The sequence below is a fragment of the Alteromonas sp. AWM4_230 genome, from assembly GCF_056158305.1.
Genome location: NZ_JBSWTB010000001.1, coordinates 1,749,808 through 1,769,770 on the forward strand (window position 1 = coordinate 1,749,808; position 19,963 = coordinate 1,769,770).

General features: G+C 43.2%; 21 protein-coding genes. 9 read left to right on the forward strand and 12 right to left on the reverse strand.

Translation table 11 applies throughout. The annotated features are described in order from the left end of the window. Positions 1-21 precede the first annotated feature (21 nt). The 3 genes from ACXACS_RS07400 to ACXACS_RS07410 all read left to right on the forward strand — a co-directional run bounded on the left by ACXACS_RS07400 (position 22) and on the right by ACXACS_RS07410 (position 1,849). Positions 22-471, forward strand: a complete 450-nt coding sequence (locus ACXACS_RS07400) for a DUF3010 family protein (RefSeq protein WP_020746386.1) — start codon at positions 22-24, stop codon at positions 469-471. A gap of 149 nt (positions 472-620) precedes the next feature. Then, positions 621-1,157, forward strand: coding sequence for a hypothetical protein (locus tag ACXACS_RS07405; RefSeq protein ID WP_474805429.1), 537 nt, complete (start codon positions 621-623; stop codon positions 1,155-1,157). Further along, positions 1,154-1,849, forward strand: a complete 696-nt coding sequence (locus ACXACS_RS07410; RefSeq protein ID WP_474805431.1) for a GGDEF domain-containing protein — start codon at positions 1,154-1,156, stop codon at positions 1,847-1,849. Before ACXACS_RS07405 ends, ACXACS_RS07410 begins: the two co-directional genes overlap by 4 nt. A 63-nt stretch (positions 1,850-1,912) precedes the next feature. Here ACXACS_RS07410 and ACXACS_RS07415 read toward each other — a convergent pair whose 3' ends face one another. From ACXACS_RS07415 to ACXACS_RS07425, 3 genes are read right to left on the reverse strand one after another with little or no spacing between them, the layout of a single operon-like run. Then, on the reverse strand, positions 1,913-5,122 hold the full coding sequence (locus ACXACS_RS07415; protein ID WP_474805433.1) for a tetratricopeptide repeat-containing hybrid sensor histidine kinase/response regulator: 3,210 nt from the start codon (positions 5,120-5,122) through the stop codon (positions 1,913-1,915). A gap of 17 nt (positions 5,123-5,139) precedes the next feature. After that, positions 5,140-5,343: a hypothetical protein gene (locus ACXACS_RS07420; protein ID WP_474805435.1), complete on the reverse strand. Its 204-nt coding sequence runs from the start codon at positions 5,341-5,343 to the stop codon at positions 5,140-5,142. Positions 5,344-5,357: 14 nt separating this feature from the next. After that, the gene (locus tag ACXACS_RS07425; RefSeq protein WP_474805437.1) at positions 5,358-6,185 is read right to left on the reverse strand and encodes an SAM-dependent methyltransferase; all 828 of its coding nucleotides are present in this window, start codon (positions 6,183-6,185) and stop codon (positions 5,358-5,360) included. Positions 6,186-6,360: 175 nt separating this feature from the next. Here ACXACS_RS07425 and ACXACS_RS07430 point away from each other — a divergent pair, with 175 nt between their 5' ends. After that, on the forward strand, positions 6,361-6,801 hold the full coding sequence (locus tag ACXACS_RS07430; protein ID WP_474805439.1) for an SRPBCC family protein: 441 nt from the start codon (positions 6,361-6,363) through the stop codon (positions 6,799-6,801). Between the two features lie 182 nt (positions 6,802-6,983). Here ACXACS_RS07430 and ACXACS_RS07435 read toward each other — a convergent pair whose 3' ends face one another. The 3 genes from ACXACS_RS07435 to ACXACS_RS07445 all read right to left on the reverse strand — a co-directional run bounded on the left by ACXACS_RS07435 (position 6,984) and on the right by ACXACS_RS07445 (position 10,565). Continuing rightward, on the reverse strand, positions 6,984-8,993 hold the full coding sequence (locus ACXACS_RS07435) for a RecQ family ATP-dependent DNA helicase (RefSeq protein WP_474805441.1): 2,010 nt from the start codon (positions 8,991-8,993) through the stop codon (positions 6,984-6,986). 106 nt (positions 8,994-9,099) lie between these two features. Beyond that, entirely contained in the window at positions 9,100-9,816 is a 717-nt protein-coding gene (locus ACXACS_RS07440) for a transposase (protein WP_474805442.1), read from the reverse strand. 155 nt (positions 9,817-9,971) lie between these two features. Beyond that, positions 9,972-10,565 (reverse strand): hypothetical protein, encoded by a 594-nt coding sequence (locus ACXACS_RS07445; protein WP_474805444.1) that lies wholly within the window; start codon positions 10,563-10,565, stop codon positions 9,972-9,974. 173 nt (positions 10,566-10,738) lie between these two features. Here ACXACS_RS07445 and ACXACS_RS07450 point away from each other — a divergent pair, with 173 nt between their 5' ends. The 3 genes from ACXACS_RS07450 to ACXACS_RS07460 all read left to right on the forward strand — a co-directional run bounded on the left by ACXACS_RS07450 (position 10,739) and on the right by ACXACS_RS07460 (position 13,918). After that, positions 10,739-11,860: a zinc-binding dehydrogenase gene (locus ACXACS_RS07450; protein WP_474805445.1), complete on the forward strand. Its 1,122-nt coding sequence runs from the start codon at positions 10,739-10,741 to the stop codon at positions 11,858-11,860. 206 nt (positions 11,861-12,066) lie between these two features. After that, the gene (nei, locus tag ACXACS_RS07455) at positions 12,067-12,888 is read left to right on the forward strand and encodes an endonuclease VIII (protein ID WP_474805447.1); all 822 of its coding nucleotides are present in this window, start codon (positions 12,067-12,069) and stop codon (positions 12,886-12,888) included. Positions 12,889-12,985: 97 nt separating this feature from the next. Further along, entirely contained in the window at positions 12,986-13,918 is a 933-nt protein-coding gene (locus tag ACXACS_RS07460) for a GNAT family N-acetyltransferase (RefSeq protein ID WP_474805448.1), read from the forward strand. A gap of 50 nt (positions 13,919-13,968) precedes the next feature. Here ACXACS_RS07460 and ACXACS_RS07465 read toward each other — a convergent pair whose 3' ends face one another. From ACXACS_RS07465 to ACXACS_RS07475, 3 genes are all read right to left on the reverse strand, one after another. Continuing rightward, on the reverse strand, positions 13,969-15,141 hold the full coding sequence (locus ACXACS_RS07465) for a sugar efflux transporter (protein WP_474805449.1): 1,173 nt from the start codon (positions 15,139-15,141) through the stop codon (positions 13,969-13,971). Positions 15,142-15,331: 190 nt separating this feature from the next. Then, positions 15,332-16,006, reverse strand: a complete 675-nt coding sequence (locus ACXACS_RS07470; RefSeq protein ID WP_474805451.1) for a nitroreductase family protein — start codon at positions 16,004-16,006, stop codon at positions 15,332-15,334. Positions 16,007-16,197: 191 nt separating this feature from the next. Next, entirely contained in the window at positions 16,198-16,566 is a 369-nt protein-coding gene (locus tag ACXACS_RS07475; RefSeq protein ID WP_474805453.1) for a hypothetical protein, read from the reverse strand. 330 nt (positions 16,567-16,896) lie between these two features. Here ACXACS_RS07475 and ACXACS_RS07480 point away from each other — a divergent pair, with 330 nt between their 5' ends. After that, on the forward strand, positions 16,897-17,355 hold the full coding sequence (locus tag ACXACS_RS07480; RefSeq protein WP_474805455.1) for an aspartyl protease family protein: 459 nt from the start codon (positions 16,897-16,899) through the stop codon (positions 17,353-17,355). A gap of 86 nt (positions 17,356-17,441) precedes the next feature. Here ACXACS_RS07480 and ACXACS_RS07485 read toward each other — a convergent pair whose 3' ends face one another. The 3 genes from ACXACS_RS07485 to ACXACS_RS07495 all read right to left on the reverse strand — a co-directional run bounded on the left by ACXACS_RS07485 (position 17,442) and on the right by ACXACS_RS07495 (position 18,973). Then, positions 17,442-17,852, reverse strand: a complete 411-nt coding sequence (locus tag ACXACS_RS07485; RefSeq protein ID WP_474805457.1) for a hypothetical protein — start codon at positions 17,850-17,852, stop codon at positions 17,442-17,444. Positions 17,853-18,116: 264 nt separating this feature from the next. Continuing rightward, positions 18,117-18,425, reverse strand: coding sequence for a hypothetical protein (locus ACXACS_RS07490; RefSeq protein ID WP_474805459.1), 309 nt, complete (start codon positions 18,423-18,425; stop codon positions 18,117-18,119). Beyond that, positions 18,425-18,973 (reverse strand): YaeQ family protein, encoded by a 549-nt coding sequence (locus tag ACXACS_RS07495; protein WP_474805461.1) that lies wholly within the window; start codon positions 18,971-18,973, stop codon positions 18,425-18,427. The genes ACXACS_RS07490 and ACXACS_RS07495 overlap by 1 nt, the downstream gene beginning before the upstream one ends. Positions 18,974-19,244: 271 nt before the next feature. Between ACXACS_RS07495 and ACXACS_RS07500 the strand changes: the two genes are divergently transcribed. After that, the gene (locus ACXACS_RS07500) at positions 19,245-19,886 is read left to right on the forward strand and encodes a peroxiredoxin-like family protein (protein ID WP_474805463.1); all 642 of its coding nucleotides are present in this window, start codon (positions 19,245-19,247) and stop codon (positions 19,884-19,886) included. Positions 19,887-19,963: the final 77 nt, after the last annotated feature.

Here is a 19,963-nt window from a genome sequence, read left to right on the forward strand (position 1 = left end):
CAAACGTAATTAGGAATAAATATGAAAGTCTGTGGTATAGATTTAAAAGGTAACGAAGCAATTATTAGTTTAGTGTCGCTAGCTGACGGTTTGTTTCATTTGCCCGACTGCCGTACGCGCCGTTTAACCCTTGCCGATACCAGCGCTAAGGGCTTAAAAAGCTTTCAAAGCACCTTCGCAAAGCTTGTCGAAGACTATAAAATTGATGCGGTAATCATTCGCCAGCGTCAAAGCAAAGGTAAATTTGCGGGAAGTGCAATTGGCTTTAAGCTAGAGGCTGCTATTGAGTTAATTGATGGGTTAGAAGTTATTGTATTTAGCCCAACAGATATTAAAGAGTCGCTTCGCAGAAACCCGCTAGCTGTGCCGTTCTCTGAAACTGGTTTAAAACAGTTCCAAGAAACCGCGTTTACCACAGCCTATGCATGGCTGATGAAAAATGAGTATGCGTCGCAAGAGTCTGATCAATAATAAACATAGGTTTGCTGCTTAAACGGAGAATTTTTTATGCCTGCATCTATTTTGCGGGCTCTACTCCTTCTGGTTATGAATTTTCGAGATTGATTTTTAGCTTGAATATGGCAGACTTTGGCTAGACGTCGTTATTATAAGAACAAGGAATGTTAAAAGTCGTTTTCTCTTCCAAGCTTTCACCGCAGCTGAATCTCACTACACTGATCCTATCTATCTTCTCAATATTCTTTGTCATAAGGCTCATATTTCTTTTAGATATTGATGAACACAGGCTATCTATTCCAGTGTTTGATTTCATAAAACTGTTTACAAATTTAAAGCTTTTTCAGTTAGCTATGTTGCCTGAATTTTGGAACTTCAGTGATCTGACATTAAGTAATTTCTTGGCAATTCTGGGCACTATGGCAAATGCGTACGCCGCTATTTCGTTATGCATCTTCTGCACGGGGTTATTGATTTTTCACCGCTCTATGATGCGATTACCCCTGCGCTATTGTGGGTTAATGCTTTTTGTCATGGGGTGGACACACCTTTTCGTCGCGAAGCTTGTATTGCTCTCATCACTGCCTGTATTACTGACAGGTCCCGTTGTAGCCGTTGGATTAATGTCTGTACTGTATTTTAGTATTCCTTGTTTTGTCATTGAAGCGATTTACTTGCTCAAAGGAAGAAGAAACCAGTGAAAAAACTATTTCTAATAGCTTCCTTGTTTTCTTCCTTTGAGGTAGATGCGGTATCAGACGCTGTTTTTGAGTATCAAGAAGTGGCAGCGAATGCCATTATGCTCGCTATTATATTGGCTATAAACCTACTGTTTTTCTTTTCACTTTTAACGATAGCTGGCTTTTTGAGTAGAAAAAAAGGTGCTGCTTTAAAAGCGGCGGAAACGTCTGCGAATCATGATCCGCTTACCACACTGCTAAACCGCAGAGGCTTTGAAGCTGCGATGGAGAAGAAAGAGGGTGAAAAAGGGTTTCTCCTGATTGTTGATATTGATGACTTCAAACAAATTAACGACTCTTATGGGCATTCTCACGGCGATAAAGTTCTTCAGGAGGTTTCAGCACGTCTATCAAACGTCATCAGAAGTGAAGATGTATTAGCAAGACTCGGAGGAGAAGAGTTCGTTATATTTATATGTTCTGAAGATAAGGTAGAAGAGTTGGCCGATAGGTTAGTAAAAAGCGTAGCAAGCAAACGTTTTTATTTAGATAGTGATATTAACATTCAGGTCACTATAAGCGTTGGCGCCGCACGACTTAACGACTTTTATGCACACTATGAGGCTGCATATGAAAAAGCGGACATGTCTCTTTATCAAGCTAAAAAACAGGGCAAAAATCAGTTTGTTATTTCGCTGCGTCATGGCGTATAAGCACGGAAATATGTTAAACAACTAAAAGGTAAGGGTAGCAACAAGCCCATTCCGCTCGATTATTTACCCCATCATCCCCTTAACTTTTTCACTTAATTCCAACAAAGCGCCGTGAAGGGTTTCCAACTTTTCATTAAAGTCGTCAGTTGTTTTATGTTCGTTGCGCTTTATGGTTAGTTCTATCGTGCTTGCTAATTCAGCGAGTGGAAATGCGCCGATATATCGAAGCGCCGTTGTGAAGATGTGCGCTATTCTTGCGATGGAAGGGTAGTCATGGGTATCAATGGCTTGTTTGAGCGCGCTTATCTCACCTTCTAAAGCCACAAAATCGTTAAGCAAGTCGTTATAAAGCGTTTCATCACCAAGCAAGGTTTCTAGGGCTTTTGATTTGTCTATTAACGTAAGTGAATCAGTCGCTATGAGCTTGTCTTTAGCGACTTCTGAGGTGGCCGAAGACTGTCTTTTATCCAACACCTCAACAAGTACATCAAAAAAGCGATTAGGGTCGACTGGTTTATTGATATGGCCATCCATGCCAGCCGCTAGGCTTTTATCAATGTCCTGTTGCATGGCATGAGCGGTTGTGGCGATGATAGGTAAAGTTAACTTCAGCTCTTCTCTAATGTGTTTGGCTGCCGTTAAACCATCCATTACCGGCATCTGAATATCCATCAATACTACGTCGAATGCGCTGTCTTTACGCAGTATGCTTATTGCTTCTAAACCATTATTGGCAACTTCAATTGAGGCTTTGGTTTCAGCTAAAAGGCCAATCGTTACTTTTTGGTTGAGTGCATTGTCTTCAGCAAAAAGAATACGTGTACCTTTTAAGTTAGGCACTGTTGGTTTGTCTTTAGGCAAGGCTTTAGTTTTTACGTTAAGACAAAGCTCTTGCAGTTCATCTATCAGTTCACTCGTGCTAAATGGTTTCTTAATAAAGTTTCGTATACCAAGTTGGTTCGCCTGTTCTCTCATACGTGGCGATTCAAACGCATAGAGCATGATCACTTTTGGCTGCTTAATTGAAAACTCTTGGCTCATTATTGCCGCTACATCCAGGCCATCTATATCTGGCATATTCCAATCTAAAATGAGGACGTCGTAGGGTGATGATGCGGCTAATGCTGCGCGCATTTTTACAACCGCGTCTTTTCCGCCAGAGGCGATATCAGCTTGAATGTTGGCCATTGAAAGGGCTTCAGAAATTGCGTCTCGCGATGCTTCAATATCGTCTGCGATAAGCACTTTCAGTGCAGAAAGCTGCTTAGATGGCGAAATAATTTGTTGAGAAGCGTCCTGCGTCACTTTTACGGTAAAGTGAAAAATAGAGCCTTTTCCTAGCTGGCTTTCTACCCAAATTTCGCCGCCCATTAAAGCGGTGAGCTGTTTACAAATTGCTAGGCCTAAACCTGTGCCACCATAGCGCCTTGAAATGGACTCGTCACCTTGATTAAAAGGTTGGAAAAGTTGGGCTTGATGGGCGCTACTTAAGCCAACGCCTGAATCTTTCACTTCAAACTCAAGTTGAATATCGTCTGCGGTTTGTGTGCACCTAACGCTTACTGAGATAAGACCATCTTCAGTGAATTTAAGCGCGTTACTTAGTAGGTTGTTAAGCACTTGCTGTATACGCAACGGGTCGCCAATCAAGTTTAGCGGCACGTCTCGAGAAATATGTTGTATAAGTTCTATGTGCTTTTCTTGTGCGCGAGTTAGGTGCAGTCTAATAGTTTGGTTTACTAAAGCATCCAAATTGAATTGCGTCGACTCGATATCCAGCTTGCCAGCTTCAATTTTAGAAAAATCGAGAATGTCGTTGATTATACTGAGTAGCGTTTGCGATGCGCCTTCAATCTGAATCAAATTGGTTTGCTGATCTTTGTCTTCTGCAGCGCGTTGAGAAAGCTTGGTAAGGCCTATAATTGCGTTTAGCGGTGTGCGAATTTCATGGCTCATACGGGCCAGAAAATCTGACTTCGCTTTGGTCGCTTTACGTAAGTCCTGCGTCAGAGTATTAAGTGCTTTTCGCTGTAGTCGGGTTCTAAGCCATAGCCCGACTACTAAACCTAATGAAAGGATAACAAAGCCAATAAAATAAAGTTGCTGAGTGTTCTTTTTCTGTTGGATAAGGTTTCGCTGTTCTTTTAACTGATTGTCTTTTTCTAAAAGCTTTATTGTCTCTTCTTTTTCGGACACGGCTAATCGCACGCGGTGTAGCGCCATCAGCCTCGACTGTTGCTCATTAAAACTTTTCTTGAATGCTTGTTGATGTTGCTTTGAATAGCTAAGTGCGGCTTCGAGGTTTCCGTTTTGTTCGTGAAGCTCGATAAGTTGGTTTAAAAGGTCGGTAACCAATACTTTGTCATTTTTAATGACGTCTTTTTCAAGCCCAGCTTCAAGTTCGCTGATAGCAAGCTCAATTTCACCCTGTTGCTTATAAATGTCTACAAGATGAAGAAGGTGAGAGCCTTCGTTATAGCGAAACCCAACCTGACGGTCGGCTTCTGCTGCTTGATTCAGTTTTTTCAGTGCTTCGCTCAAATTCCCTTGTGCAATGTGCAGCTCTACCATTGCGCTGTGTACAATGCCAATAAACGGGTAGTTAGCTTCGCGAAGCATATTTTCGGCTAACAATAGGCTTACTTTCGCATTTTGATATTCGCCTAACGCACGCTGTGCATACCCCTGGAAAAAGTACGCGGTTCCTTCTCCCTCTTTATTATTAAAACGTTGCGCTGCAGCCAAATACTGATGCGCAAATGTCAGCATCAGTTCATAATTCTTTAGCGACATGTAAACGTTGCCCATGGCGCTATACACCAAAAGAACGCGGTCGCTTCCTACTTCATTGTAAAAATCTAGTGCTTGGTGCATGGCTTCTAGTGCGCTGGCATGCTCGCCTGAAAAGTCTAAAATTAAGCCCTCTAAACGATACGATTCTGCAAGCGCCCGCAGATTTTCTGATGAATTCGCATACTTTCGGGCTTCAAGTAACGCTTGGTAGGCCGACGCATAATCCTGTTTTAAAACATAAAAATACGATTTAATGTTTAAGAACTGTGCATGTTCGAAAGCATCTGGCTGAGCTGCAAAAAAAGCATGCAATTCTGTAAACGTATTTTGAACGTTCGGGTCGTTCTCTTGAATTCGAGCTCTAAGCTCAGAAAGCTGATGTACAGCAGAGGAAACCTTGTCTTGCGGTGTAGCGAGAGCGCGCGCAGGCAGTGTCATTAGGGCAATGACACTAATAATGCACAAGACAAAGCGCTTCATAATTCGCTTACTATGAGTTAGTAGCTAACAACACGAATCGTCTTACTGGTATCGTCAAAGCGCTTAGATAATTCGTCCCAGTTTTTATCTGCAATAATTTTTACTTCATCGGCAGGTAAGCCGTATTTCTTTGCTGTTGCAACAGGGTCGCTTTTGTAGGCGTCCATAAGCTTACTGTTGGTATCTAGTTCAACCATGAAATCTTGAATAGATTTTGCCATTTTTATTATCCTTTTTAATTTACAGTCGGGTTTCTATAGTTAGTCACTTGTTTTTCTGTTAGCCCTAGCTTTGCTAATCGGTCCTGCCTATACGCTGGCATTCCTCTGGAAGGAACAACGAGAGTAGAGATTAAAGTGGGTTTTGCGAATTCTAGTTCACGAAGCAGAACTTTTTCTATTTTGGGTTCGCAAAGTGGCAGTGTCGCCGCTTCATAAATAATTAGTTCGTGATCCGCTGGATAATGCTCCGCCAATATATCTGCCAACATGGCCAGCCCTGATTGGCTATGATTTGCGTCTAATACGCTCAATGTGGCTTCTCCGGCTAAACCAATTTGCCAGATTATTTGCGTCATATGTGGGTCGATGCGGTAATCGCGAAACAGGAACTGGGTGGCTTCGTAAGACTGACAGCCAAAGCGTGAGGGGTCTATGCCTAAATCGGCAATTAAGCAGTCTTCTGCCGATACACCAGGCAACATTTTTGCCTCTAAGTTCATCTGTTGAACACGGCGGACAGCTTCATGAGAGGGGGTAACAAAAACACCAGGGTGACCATAAAAAGCAACGCAAACTTTATTGCCTTCTACTACAGAATCTACAATTCTATCGGCCATTTGAGAATAGGTGAGGGCGCGGGATTTACCTTCTTCATAAAGGTCGTCTAGCGATACACTATTAGGATTAAGTTTGGTTACTACGTGTTCGCCAATTTTGTTCATGATGCCCATGAAGACGATGTCGGCATTTTCAATATGGCTTCTAGCGGAAAGCGTCATTTGGCCTGCAACACTAATGCCTGTGCCGACCACAACGAGTGACCCTTTTTTATTGGTGTCCATACTTCCTATACCGTCTACGACACTGTTGTTTTGCCCACTATAAAATAGAATTAAGGTTTTTGCTATATTCACAAGTTAGCCCAAGACCAATAAATTATATTAAGTAAACGTTTGATTGTGTTTAGGCTATTATCGAAAAATATCGCTAATAAGAATGTATAAAAAGGATTAAAGCGTGTTCTCAATTCATGTAGAGCGAACCATAAATAAACCTGTTAAAGAGGTTTTTTCCATATTAAGTGACCATGCTAACTATGCACAGTTCAAAGCTATTGAGCAGTCTAATTTATTGGTTAAAGGTAAACATGAACCAAATGGACTGGGTGCTGTACGAGAAATTATTTCTGGGGGCTCGAACCTTCATGAAGAGATAGTGGCTTACGAGCCGCCTTATAAACTAGGCTACAAAGTGGTGAAGTCGAAGCCTTTACCATACGATCATCAGTTAGGTGAAATAACACTGAAAGAAGAAGATGGAAAAACGCATGTTACTTGGCGCTCGAAAGGGCACATTACCATTTTTCTCTTAGGTAGCCTTTACTTTGATAAACAGATTCAAAGTGTTGGGAGCCGTGCCTTCGGCAGCATTCTAAAGCAGATTGATAATATGGCGTAATCAGGCGGAATAAAGCGTAATCAAGCGTAATCAGGCGTTAGTGTTAAAGTTTCGCTAAACCGGCGGTAAACACGGCTCATGTAACGGGTATATAGTAAGAAGCATATGCCCGTTTTTAGTAACAGGCACGAGTTTAATTTAAGGCTGGGCCGTTATTGGTCCTTAACAGCTGGTTCTACAAGTCATTGGCATAGAGCTGTGTTCACTTCTTCTAGAACGTCTGCATATCGGCAGTGTTCAAAACTGCCAAATCCTTTCACTTGTCTTATTTTTAAGCGGCTAAATAAAGGCATTGTCATACCAGTTAGAAAGCGGCAATAAATAGAAGGGGTAATAGTGCCTTCAAACTTACCGCTTAAATGCGTTTTCAGCGCTGTCATAGCTTCAGATATTTGTTCACTATCTGGTGTTGATATTGGTGATGAATAGCTAAGCTTTGCCACATCGCCTGTACATACACTGCAATGTCCACATGTCTTCGGCGCTTGAGTATCATCAAAATATGCTGACAAGTTGTGGCTTAAGCAGGTGTTTTGTTCGAAAAAGCTTACAAGTGCGGCGATGCGCTCAACCTCTTTACGCTCGTTTTCCGCAAAATAGTGGGCTAGTTTGTATGACAAATCGCCGTCTTGCAGTAGTTTGTTGTTAACACGGTATACTTCTGTAATTAAGCGCGATGCGAGCTCTATATGGTTGTGTTCGTGTAAGTATTCTAAGGCAGCCACTACTCTAGAACGTTCTGCGCCGTAGTGCTGATAAATACTATCAAAATCGACCACGCCCCAGACTTTTTTCATATTTGAATGGGTAAATACGGCATTTAGAAAGCGCGCACGCTCTTCTGAAAACAGACTTAATATAGTGGCTTTATCGGTAATGAAGCGGAATTTGTATTCTGCGAAATAGGCATATAAAGGGCGAATAACCTCGGCGAGTTCGAGCTGTACCAAAAGAGTCTTTAGCGGAAGCTGACGAATATTACTCGCACTTGATAAGCTGTTTATCTGTGTTTCCCATTGGTATACGCTAGCTTCATTGCTAATTGAAGGGCTAATTGGGTTAGCAGCATCTTGCGCTACTCTTGTTTCCATTGCTGGGGCTTGCGACTTAATGTCGTTAATTACGCGTTCAATAGCGCTTTTATCTGGCGTGTCGCCGTAAACAAAGTTTTCTATGGTGACAAGCCCATCTAGGTTCGCGAGTACGGTACAGTTTGCAGCTTCTCCATCCCGTCCGCCCCTGCCAATTTCCTGGCTGTAGTTTTCGATAGATTTTGGCAGGTCGTAATGAATTACAAAACGAATATCTGCTTTATCTATGCCCATACCAAAGGCAATAGTAGCCACAACAACTTGAAGCTTATTGTGCATGAAGTCTTGTTGGATACTTTGTCTTATTTCACTGTCGAGGCCAGCGTGGTAGGCCTTCGCAGCAAACCCTTGCTGCTGCAAAAAGCGCGCTACTTCCTCTGCGCTATTTTGTAATGTAACGTAAACAATCCCAGCACCTTGTTGTTTTTTAATTTCTTCAATCAATGCTTGGTTTTTATGGGGCTCGAGAACGGGCCGCACATATAAATTTAAGTTAGGTCGATAAAACCCCGTTTGAATAATATTGTTTGGCGCGATATCAAAGCGGGCCGACATATCTTCTTTTACTTTTTTAGTGGCCGTTGCTGTAAGTAGCAATACCAGTGGGATATTAAGCTCTTTTTGGTAGGCAGGAAGCTTAAGGTAATCAGGGCGAAAGTTATGGCCCCATTCAGAAATACAGTGCGCTTCGTCAACCACCAACATACTGACCTGAACGGATTCAATAAACTGCCTAAAGCGCTCGTTCTTAAAACGCTCCACTGACACCATTAAAATTTTACACTGCCCTGAACGCACGTCATTCATCACTTGTTTGTTTTGCTCAGGTGTTAACGTGGAATCGATGCTAGCTGCTGCAATGCCTTTGCTATGCAAGAATTCCAGCTGATCTTTCATTAGCGCCAGTAATGGAGAAACCACCAGAGTTAAATGTGGCAGCTGCGTAGCGACGAACTGGTAACACAACGATTTGCCCGAACCAGTTGGAAAGATCGCTAACGTTGAATGCCCACTAAGTAGAGAATCCACCGCCTCTTTCTGCCCCTCACGAAACGCTGAGAAACCAAAAGTTTGCTGTAAAATATTGGGGTCAGAGTACATTAATTTATTCCCAAACAGTTTGTCGTTAAGTGTTTGCCGTTTTGCGTTAGTTGAACCAACGCGACGTTCTCATAAAATTTAAAGGGGTCAGAGTACATTAAGCTATTTACGATTGGTCAGTGGTCAACTGTTGACTGGTTTGCGGTGGTCTACCCAAAGTTTCGTGCTTTAAGCGGTGCCCAGTTAGCGTTTCAATTTCTAACTTGAAAGTATCACTTCCTAGTACTAACCCCTTTCGTGTACCGCTTTGTATTTTATTGATGACAGTTTGTGGTAATTCTTCTTTGAACAAAGCACGGTAGTTCGCAAGTCGCTGATTTTGTGTAGTTCCTAGGTTCAAAAACACAAGATGTGGAGTGCAAAGTGTCGAAGATGTGCCTAGCGCATTGATCCTATAGCTTGACCATTTGTATTCAACCGGTTTTTCAACCATATTCGCCCTAACGGGGTTAAGCTCAATATATCTGTAAACTGTAAGAAGATATTCATCGTTGGAAACTAAGCTGGAATGAAACCTTCCTTCCCACAACGTCCCAGTGCGCTCGTATTTATGATTAAAGTACCTCACATACATGCGTCCAAGCGCCTGCATCATCTTACTTACTCCGAGGTTATCAAGGTTAGGAGTGCAAAGTAAATGAACGTGATTAGTCATTAATACCCAAGCATGTATACCGACGTTGAACTTCGAAGAGAACTTTTTAAGCCAGCTTATATAAGCGATATAGTCACTCTCACACTTAAAGCATACTGAGCGGTTGTTGCCTCTTTGTATCACGTGTTGAGGGTAGCCCGCGGGGGCCAAACGGGGTTTTCTCGCCATAGCTTCACAAGATTCCTATCTATTTTTTATATTAAGATGAGGGAATTAAATACAGGCGGCAATCCTGTACCTGCTAAAACTGGCCTAAGGGGCAATTCATCATACAGTAGCGGGCTTCAAAGCAGTGACGGAGCAGAAAATGTACTCTGACCCCATTATTCGTAGCCCCACGGTACGCTGGGAAGGGTAATGGTGTGTGTGGTGTCAAAGTCTACTTGTACTTCGCGCGCTGGGCGAATCAATCGGTAGCTAAAGCGGTTGGGGTAAATCATCATTTGCCACACGTTATCGGTGGATGCTGCTATCCCAGATTCTATAAATAATGCTTTTGAGTAGGCGTCTGCGGGAAATGATTGAACTTGCACGTACCCTTCATCTACAGTATGCCCGCCATACATGGTTGAAGAATGGAAACTGCCGTCTTTATTTCTGTGGTCGTGTTTTAACATAAGACCAGCGCCAGTCTTTGTTAATATCCAGGTGCGGGACGCGTCATCACCCACATGAAAAGGTATCTGAATTTCTGAGTCTGTACACTTTCGTATGTGCATAACAAGTTCTGCATCACCGAAGGTATTACCTACATTATCTTTACTCACTTTTCCTTGAAAGGCTTTTCCGCAGTGCGCTTTTATTGAGTTAAAAAACGCGTCCTGGGTAGGAATTGAGACCAAAGGTGCAGCTTTACCAAACGCCACATTGCTTATGCCGATGAGTCCTAGAAAGAGGTATATACAGTGTCTTTTCATTTTTTATTCGCTATTACAAGTCGATATTCGCTTTGCAGTGTAACTCATCTAAATAATCGGGTGTATAAACCATCGAAACGCATATGTATTCGAAATATAAATACTGCTGATAGTGGTGGCGTGTTAGCTTAACAATACATAGAGCGTTCAATTTTTAGGGCACAAGAGTCAATATGAATAAATCTAAACAACTATTTACGCTAATTACATCAGAAGGTGAGCTTCAGGTATCGCTAAAAGAGGTTGATGTTCCAGAGCCGAAGCCGCATGAAGTGATTGTGCGCATGGAAGCTTCTCCAATAAATCCGTCAGATATGTGGCCTATGTTTGGCCCGGCAAGCCTTGATAAAGCCACTTTCGATGCTGATAAAAATGCATTGATTGCGCCGGTACACAAGCCTTTACTTAGCCGTATAAAGTCTCGTCTCGACCAAACTTTGCCTATCGGAAATGAAGGTGCAGGTACGGTTGTTAAGACAGGTGAAAGCCCGGAGGCGCAAGCATTAATGGGCAAAACCGTATCTATTCTTACGGGCGCAGCATACACCGAGTTTGCCTGTGTGCCTATGCAGGCATGTTTACCTCATATGGATAGCACTACGCCGCAACAAGCTGCGTCTTCATTTGTTAATCCGCTTACTGCACTTGGTATGGTTGAAACCATGCGTATGGAAGGGCACAAAGCCTTGGTTCACACCGCCGCGGCGTCTAACCTTGGGCAAATGCTGAACAAGATTTGTTTAGAGGAAGGCGTAGAGCTAGTAAACATCGTTCGTAGCCAAGAGCAGGTGGATTTGCTTAAAAGTATTGGCGCGAAAATTGTGCTTGATTCCAGCAGTGAGAATTTCAAAGCTGAACTTTACCAGGCCATAGACAGCACTGGCGCTACACTTGCGTTCGACGCCATTGGTGGCGGTGAGTTAGTTAGCGATATCCTTACCATGATGGAAGCATCGGGCAGTAAAGATGCAAAAGGGTTCAATACCTATGGCTCGGACAGCAATAAACAAGTGTATATCTACGGTGGCTTAGACTTCTCACCGACTATTTTGAACCGTGCTTATGGTATGACGTGGAGCATTGGTGGTTGGTTGCTAATGCGCTTCTTAGGCAAGCTTGATAAGAAACGCGTAGGCGAGCTATATCAAAAAGTGGCTACAGAAATTAACACTACCTTTGCTTCATCGTACAGCAAAGAGTTAAGCCTTGAAGAAGCACTACAGCCAGAGAATGTGGCTTTGTATAATGCGAAAAAGACAGGCACTAAGTATCTGATTGTGCCAAACAAGGGCTAATCAGTAGAACGTTTAGATACGACAATCTGAGTTTAATTTTAATCAATAAAAAGGGTCTGTTGATCTTTGATGTACTAACTTCGGTTTAAAGTACATTAAAGGGCTACAGGCCTTTTTTGTATTCGTTATCATATAGCTGCAAAGATGCTGAAAATGATGCGAAGTAACCAGTAAACAGTAACCGAGAGAAAGGTATTTAAGACAGCATGCCTGAAGGCCCAGAGATTCGTCGCGCTGCAGATAAAGTCGAAGCGGTGATAAAAGATACTCCCTTAGAAAAAGTAGAGTTTGGGTTAGCACAGCTTAAACCCTACGCTAAGCAGCTGGAAGGCGAAAAAGTCTTGCGTATGGAAACCCGTGGCAAGGCGCTAATCACCCATTTCAGTAACGCGCTTTCTATGTATTCACACAATCAGCTTTATGGCGTGTGGAATACCTGTAAACGCAACGAAATGCCCGAGACTACCCGTCAGCTAAGAGTAGGGCTTCATACCGCAACACACAGTGCTATTTTGTATAGTGCGTCTGATATAAGTATTTGGCCAACACAAACTATTCATGAGCACCCTTTTTTACAAAGAGTTGGGCCAGACGTACTCAACGTTTCAGTGACAGAAGAGCTGGTTTTAGAACGACTAGGTTCAAAAGTATTCTATAACCGCGCGCTAAGCGGTTTATATTTGGATCAGCGCTTTATGGCGGGGCTGGGCAACTACCTTCGCAGCGAAATATTGTTTGCAGCAGGCGTTCACCCATCACTCAAACCTTCTCAATTAGATGATGAGCAGCTACGCGGCTTGGCACATCACACCTTAGCCATATGCAAACGCAGCTATGAAACCGGTGGCTATACTGTGTACACAGAACTACGCGAAGTGCTTGAAGCAAAAGGCGTTAACTTTGAAGGTACGCGGTTTATGGTGTTCGACAGGGAAGAGCAGCCTTGTAGAGTCTGCGCCACCCCAATAAAACGCCAAACGTATAACGGGCGACGTCTTTATTGGTGTAGCCAGTGCCAGGCGAAGTGAACCACATCCCCGTTTTTTGATGATCAAATAATAATCTGTTTGACTTGTCTCCAATTACGATTAATTATATCCGTAACTGGTTACGGAGTTTTGTGAGATGAAGTCATTTAATGAATTGGGGCATATTGCATTAGGTTCTGCCTTACGTCAGTTAGCTGCGCAGGTGTCAAAGGATGCGGAAAATACTTATGCGAAATTTGGATTTGCGATAGAGCCAAAGTGGTTTCCAGTATTTTACGTGCTCGCGTCAAAAGGTGCTGATTCTGTCGTGAATATCGCTAAAGAGATAAATCATTCTCACGTGTCGGTGAGTAAAATCGTAAAAGAAATGAAAGCACGCGACCTTATTGAAAGTTATAAATCGAGCGACGATTCGCGGGTTACGCTGGTGGCTTTAAACAGCAAAGCGAAAGCGATGGTGCCCCAAATGGAAAAGCAGTGCGATGCCATAGACGCTGCTATGCGCGAACTAAAGGAAGAAACGGGTATCGATTTATGGGAAGCGGTGAGCGTAGTTGAACGGCACCTTCGATATCGCCCAATTAGTGCAAGAGTGGACGGTGACTCGCCTGATATTAAGGTAGTCGATTATGCGCCAAAGTATCGCGAGGCATTTAAATCGCTCAATGTAGAATGGATAAGCAAATATTGGGAGCTCGAAGAGCCCGACTTTAAAGCGCTCGACGACCCTGAAGGCTACATTTTGAATCAGTCGGGTGTGATATTGATCGCGTTAGATAAGGGCGAACCCATAGGCTGCTGTGCACTTATCAAACAAACTGACGATACGTTTGAACTTGCCAAAATGGCGGTGTCTCCCAAAGCTCAAGGCAAAGGGGTAGGGCTGCTGTTAGGTAAAAGTATTGTCGAAAGAGCGAAACTGATGGGGTTAAAGCGGCTTTATTTAGAGAGCAATTCGGTACTTAAGCCCGCAATACGTTTGTACGAAAAGATAGGGTTTAAGCATATTAAGGGGGCGTCATCGCCTTACGCGAGATGTGATGTGCAGATGGAGCTACGATTAAAATAGTCTGGGTGTACTAAAGCATAAAGAAAGTACGCGCAAAAAAAGGCAGGCTTCTAGCGACCTACCCGGTGCTTTACAAACATGAACACTAACATCACGTTTAAGCCGAATATGGCAATGCACAGCGACCCTATGGTGGCATCTCTAAAACTAAAGAATTGGGCCACAGTGCCCGCGCCAATGGTGCCTAACATCATACCCACACGGGTGGCATTTGAATAAAACGCTGATGTGAACCCTGTTAAATCGGGTGCTTGTTGTTGCAGTAGTGTCAGCCCAATACCGGCATATAAACCGTAGAACAGTGCGTTTAATATTTGAAGTGTTAACAGCTCCCAACTTGACTGAGAAAAGTACACGCCAACGTAAAAGCAACAGCCGAAAATAAAAGCCACAGCCATAATACCCGCAGGAGGGAAGCGTCGAGCCAGTTTGGCCGCGAGTAACATAGTAGGTATTTCAAGCGCAGCCACTACGCCCATCATTAGCCCTGGCAAATTTTCCGCTAATCCTAGCTCATTCATAACGTATAAAGGCATGGATGATAAATACATAACGTTACCCGCCATTCCGGCAAGTATGGCCAACCCAACTAGCCAAAAAGGCAGCGATAGCGAGCCTTTGAGGCTTGTATTGAGTGACTGTTGGTTGGCTTTTTGAGGCGGCACAACATTCACTACGAAAAGCGTTGCAACAACCACGCACGCGATGGCCACCGAGAAGGACGCTGCGAAGCCAAAATTGGCAACCAGCGTAAATGCTAGCGGCGGACCTACTACCCAAGCGAGAGAGATAGCAGCGCGAACTTTTGAGTTAAAGGCGGCTAAGTCGATGTCTTGGTTTTTTGCCCATAATCCCGAAACGGTCAACATCTGAGACACCGCCCCGGCACCTACCGACATAAACAATACGCCTGCTAGAAAAACGTGCCAAAACTGTTTGCTGAATATAAACGCGACCATGGCTATACCCACGCAAATCATGGTGAGCCCGTAAAGACGATTTGCGTTAAAACCTTTGTCTGCCAAGTGACCTAAGTATTGACTGATCACTAAACCTGATAACGTCACAGACACCATATATATACTGATATAAATAGGCTCAACATTGATCTCATCAATGAGAAAGTAGCTCATCAGTGGCGTAACAAATGACGAGGTTAACCCCGTTAATAGACTTAACAACAGAAAAGGAAGTTGCGGTGAAAATGTGTGACGCGATGACATGAGGATACGAGCTCCGAGGGGCTGTTAAACGAGGTTTATCGAAAATCGTAAAGAAAAGGTCGCAGCCCTTAATAACGAGGGCGCATTATAAGTGCTGCGTATCTCATGTCTATGACAAAGCTTTTATTAGTTATGCTGTTTTAGAGGCTCGGTTTATATTATACGCTCAAGCCCTGCGCGCTTTTTAAATTTACAGAAAACTCGCAATCTCGCTAAGCGATTTCTTATTTTTTGCGTGAGCAGGAATGGTGGCATTATTCGCCGGATAGCCGGCAATAATGAGCATGTAAGCGCGCTCATTGTCTGGTCGCTGACAAACATCGGTTAAAAAGTTCATCGGTTTTGGTGTGTGGGTCAAGGTTGCCAAACCTGCGTTGTGAAGTGAGGTGATAAGCATACCCACCGCGATACCCACCGATTCGTGCACATAATAGTTTTGGCTTTTTTCGCCTGTTTCTGTCTCTCCAAACTTTTGACTGAATACGGCAATTAGCCAAGGCGCGGTTTCCAGATAGGGTTTACTTGCGTCAGTACCTAAAGGCTTAAGGTCATCCAGCCACTGTTGCCCCGCACGTCCATTGTAAAAGCCTTGTTCATGGGCTTCAGCTTGTTCGCGTATTTGTTGTTTTACTTCGGGCGACTGTATTGCGGCAAAATGCCAAGGCTGATGATTCGCTCCACTAGGAGCAGTGCCAGCGGTCAAAATACAGTTTTCAATTACTGCTTTATCAACGGAGCGGTCGCTAAAGTGTCGAATGCTGTGGCGACGCTGCATGGTTTTCAAGAATTCTTCGCTGCGAGCTAGCATTTGCTCTTTAGGATATTCAATAAAATCGTTGAGTGGTGAATGGTCGTGAGGCTGCATTTACTATCTCTTATTTGTTTTCTATTACTTTATCGCTTCTGACGCGTTAATAAAAATAAAACGGGCAAAACAAATGTTTAGTGCAGAGCAAAATACCAGGTTACGTGATTATGTATGCACAATAAAAAAGCGATTCACTCAGGCAAAAGTGAATCGCTTTGGTGCAATCGGTTGGAAGTTGCAAGCAACGACTAGTTACGCTTGAACGGCGGGCGCGTGCCTCGTTTTTGTGTGTCAGCTTGCTCTCCGAGTACCTCAAGTTGAGCTACGTCGTAAACCGGCATCATTTTTGTCACTCTACGATATGGGGGCTTGCCACGCATAATGACGTCTTTCACTTCTACATACTCGATGGCGTCTTGTCCTACCGACTCTAGTTGTGCAACATCGTTAACCGACAAGCTTACGATTTTGCGTTTAAACGGTGGCTTACCTGAATAATCAACAACTTGCACATCAACCGTTTCATCGCTTGATGCGGACATTGCCTGTGCTGCATTTGCAGAAAAGCCAAGTGAAACAGCGGTAATTAACGAACCCAATACATAGCGTAATTTCATGTTGTGTCCTCTCATTGAATTGCTACTTTAGTCTATTGTATGACCAAAAAAGTTCTAAACAATGGCGATTGGTGATAGCCATTTACTATCACTTAACTGCTTATAGAAAATTTCAACAATCAAGAAGATCGCGAGCGAGTTTAGTGATAGCGGGCCATAATAGAAATTAGATGGTTAATCATAGTGCAGGAAAAATGAGTGAATGCACCGTTGTGGTGCCATAGCGCTACGTGGTTTTAAAGACTGCTGGCTAAATCAATCACTTACCCTTTGGTCTTTATCTTGCTGTCACCTAATACCTATTTTAATTCGGCAGAAGGTATCGTTGCGGTGAAGTTAAAATTCAGGGTGCCGTCTTCGGCGCTATCAACTTTATTATTCGCTTTTGCATCGACAGTGTCGGCGATAGAACAAAGTATTCCACTTTCACAAAGCAAAGGCGGCACGCTTTATTTAGAGGCGACCTTGGAAACGAATGTGAATGCTTCATTTTTATTGGATACGGGCTCAAGTCTGCTGACCCTAAATCAAGCCACCTTCGATGCTTTAACACGTAACCAAAAGCTGCTTGCCACGCGAACTTCGGCAGCGAGAATGGCGAACGGGAAGATCGTAAAAATATCTCAGTATCAGTTAAATTCTGTTCGAATTGGTAACACTTGTGAAGTAGGACCGGTTGAGGTCGCTGTGCTCCCGAAAGGCAATAATATTTTAGGCATTAATACCTTATTAAGGGTTGCCCCCTTAACGATAACGTCCGATTCTGTGATTTTAGCGGGGTGTGAATAGCCTTAATTAAAAACACCTGTTTTAGCAAACGCCAACAAAAAAGCGAACCCGAAGGTTCGCTCTCTATTTTTTATAGCGCGATTAACTTAATCGTCGCACTCGCTAACGTCGCCGCCCATTTGCTCTTTCATTTTCACGCAAGCTTCATGTGCTTTCTTCGCTGCTGCATCTTTAAACTCACCTGCTTTTTCTGCAGTTGCGTCATACGCGTCAGAGGCCATATCTTTGCCGTCTTCATATGCGTCTGAAGCCATCTCTTTGCCATCTTCATAGGCATCAGAAGCCATTTTCTTACCGTCATCAAAGGCATCAGATGTTGCATCTTTGGTTTCATCCCAAGAATCTGCCGCGCCTTCTTTCGCCTCTTCATAGGCTTCAGAAGTTGTCTCGCCTGCTTTTTCCATCTCTTTGCTTACTTCGCTTTTTGTTTCTTCGTTAGATTCTGTACAGCCCATTAAAGACAGTAGTAGTGCTAACGCCATTGCTTTAGTTTTCATTATGAAGCTCCTTTTGCTGGGATAGTGGCTATTTATATAACCGGTCAACATGGTGTTCGAACATGCAGCATAAGGCTAAGTGGTACTAGCCATTTAAAATCAATATTTGGCAAGCTGAATATTCAACTAATCCAGTCTAGCCTACTTATCTAGTAAAGTGTAAGTAGACTTTATGCGGAAAAATGAAAGGTTTATAACAAAATTTACGCGATTTATAGAATATGTGTGCATCGCAAGACGTGGTTTTGTGATGTACTACGCGCGTTAATCTTCTGGACCTTGCGTAGTGAATACAAGATGTCGACGCATGTCTTTCAACACTACACCTTTTTTAAGTAGCGCTGCGCTTAATCGTCGCTGCCAATTTTTTAATTCAGGCTCGGCCCGTGACAGCGTCTCTTCACTTTCGAATTGAAATCTAAGCAGTAAAGAGCCGGGGAATTGATGATATTGAACGTCGAACCAGCATTGTTGCATACCTTCAAGTTCTTCAATTCCTTGTGCTTCCAAGCTATCGGCTACACTGAAAACCAGTGCTTGTTGTTTAAGCTGAACGGCAGAGAGCTTTTTCATTACAGGTGTTTCTCGATAGCTACTTCAACGCTTTCGGTGATATCGGCACCTTCTATAGTTAACCAGACTTGCCCGTCTTGAATGGTAACCTGTATTTGCATAGAGCGATGAACTGCTTTAGCCAACGTAGCGGCTAGCGACTCTGGTAAAGTAAAAACTGACAGGTTCTTTCTTGCCTGTAACTTGTTTTGCTCTTTCTTCCACCAGGCATCAAAGCTATTGTCAGCGTATGAATAAATCATCATTTGTTGGCTCTGATTGCAGCCCTTTTTGATGCGCTGTTCGGACGGTTGGCCTAATTCTATCCACAATTCTATTTCATCGCTGAAGCTCTTCTGCCATAGATCAGGCACGTCGTCATCAGAGAGCCCTTTGGTAAACTCCAAACGCTCGTGAGCATTAACAATAAAGGCGATAATGCGGAGCATCATGCGCTCGTCATTTTCGGATGGATGCCGGGCAATAGTAAGGTTGTGATCGTTATAGTAGTTACGATCCATATCTGTAATTGATATGTCAGCTTTAAAAATGGTCGCTTTAAGAGCCATGATGATCCTGCTTTGTGTTTATTAAGGCTTGCGAAAAGCCTTGTATATTATGCGAACAAACGCTACTGCAAATTTTGACGCAATAGTACCAGTAAAATGCGTTGCCTGCTGTAGCTAAGAGGCCTATATCACAAGTAAGTACGCGTTTATTTTCATGCGTAATGAAATTTTAAACAAACCTTCTCGGTCATGTTCTTGGGCATCGCGCGAAGCGCGAATAACTAAAACAGTAAACAAGCCACAATAAGAATATAAATTTGGAGAAGGATTAATGAAAAGACTCGTCGCTATGGCAGCTATGGTATTCGCCTGTATTGCGGGTACATCAAATGTACATGCTTTAGAGCGCGGAGCCATTGCAGAAGATGCTAATTCGGTGACGCCATTACTCAATGGCCAGGTTGCGCCTAAAACAACGCTTAAAATGGCTGACGGATCACCGGTAAGCTTACAAGCGCTGACTATGCAAAAGCCCAGTATTGTACTTTTTTATCGTGGCGGGTGGTGCCCATACTGCAACGAACAGCTTGCCCAGCTAAAAGATATTGAAAAAGACTTAGTGGACATGGGGTATCAGATATTGGCAATTTCGCCTGAATCACCTGCGCGTTTACAAGAGCAAAAACTTGAAACTGAGTTTTTGGTTACACTGCTATCTGATGATAAATTAAATACGATCCGCGAATTCGGCGTTGGGTTCTACGTAGATACCATGACTGAATTAAAATACAAAACCTATGGTATTGATTTAACCAAAGATGAAAGTGGAAAAAGCGTGTTGCCAGCGCCTGCTATTTTTATGCTAGATAAAAAAGGGAAAGTTTTATTTAGTTATGTGAACCCAGACTACAAAGTTCGCCCTTCGGCAGAACTGGTATTAGCGGTAGCGAAAACCCTTAAAAAAGAGATGTAATGACTCGTGCAAGCCTTATCAAGGCGCAGTCCTTGAGCCTTGATAAGCTATCGCCACCACCACTTAAAAAGTCGCCA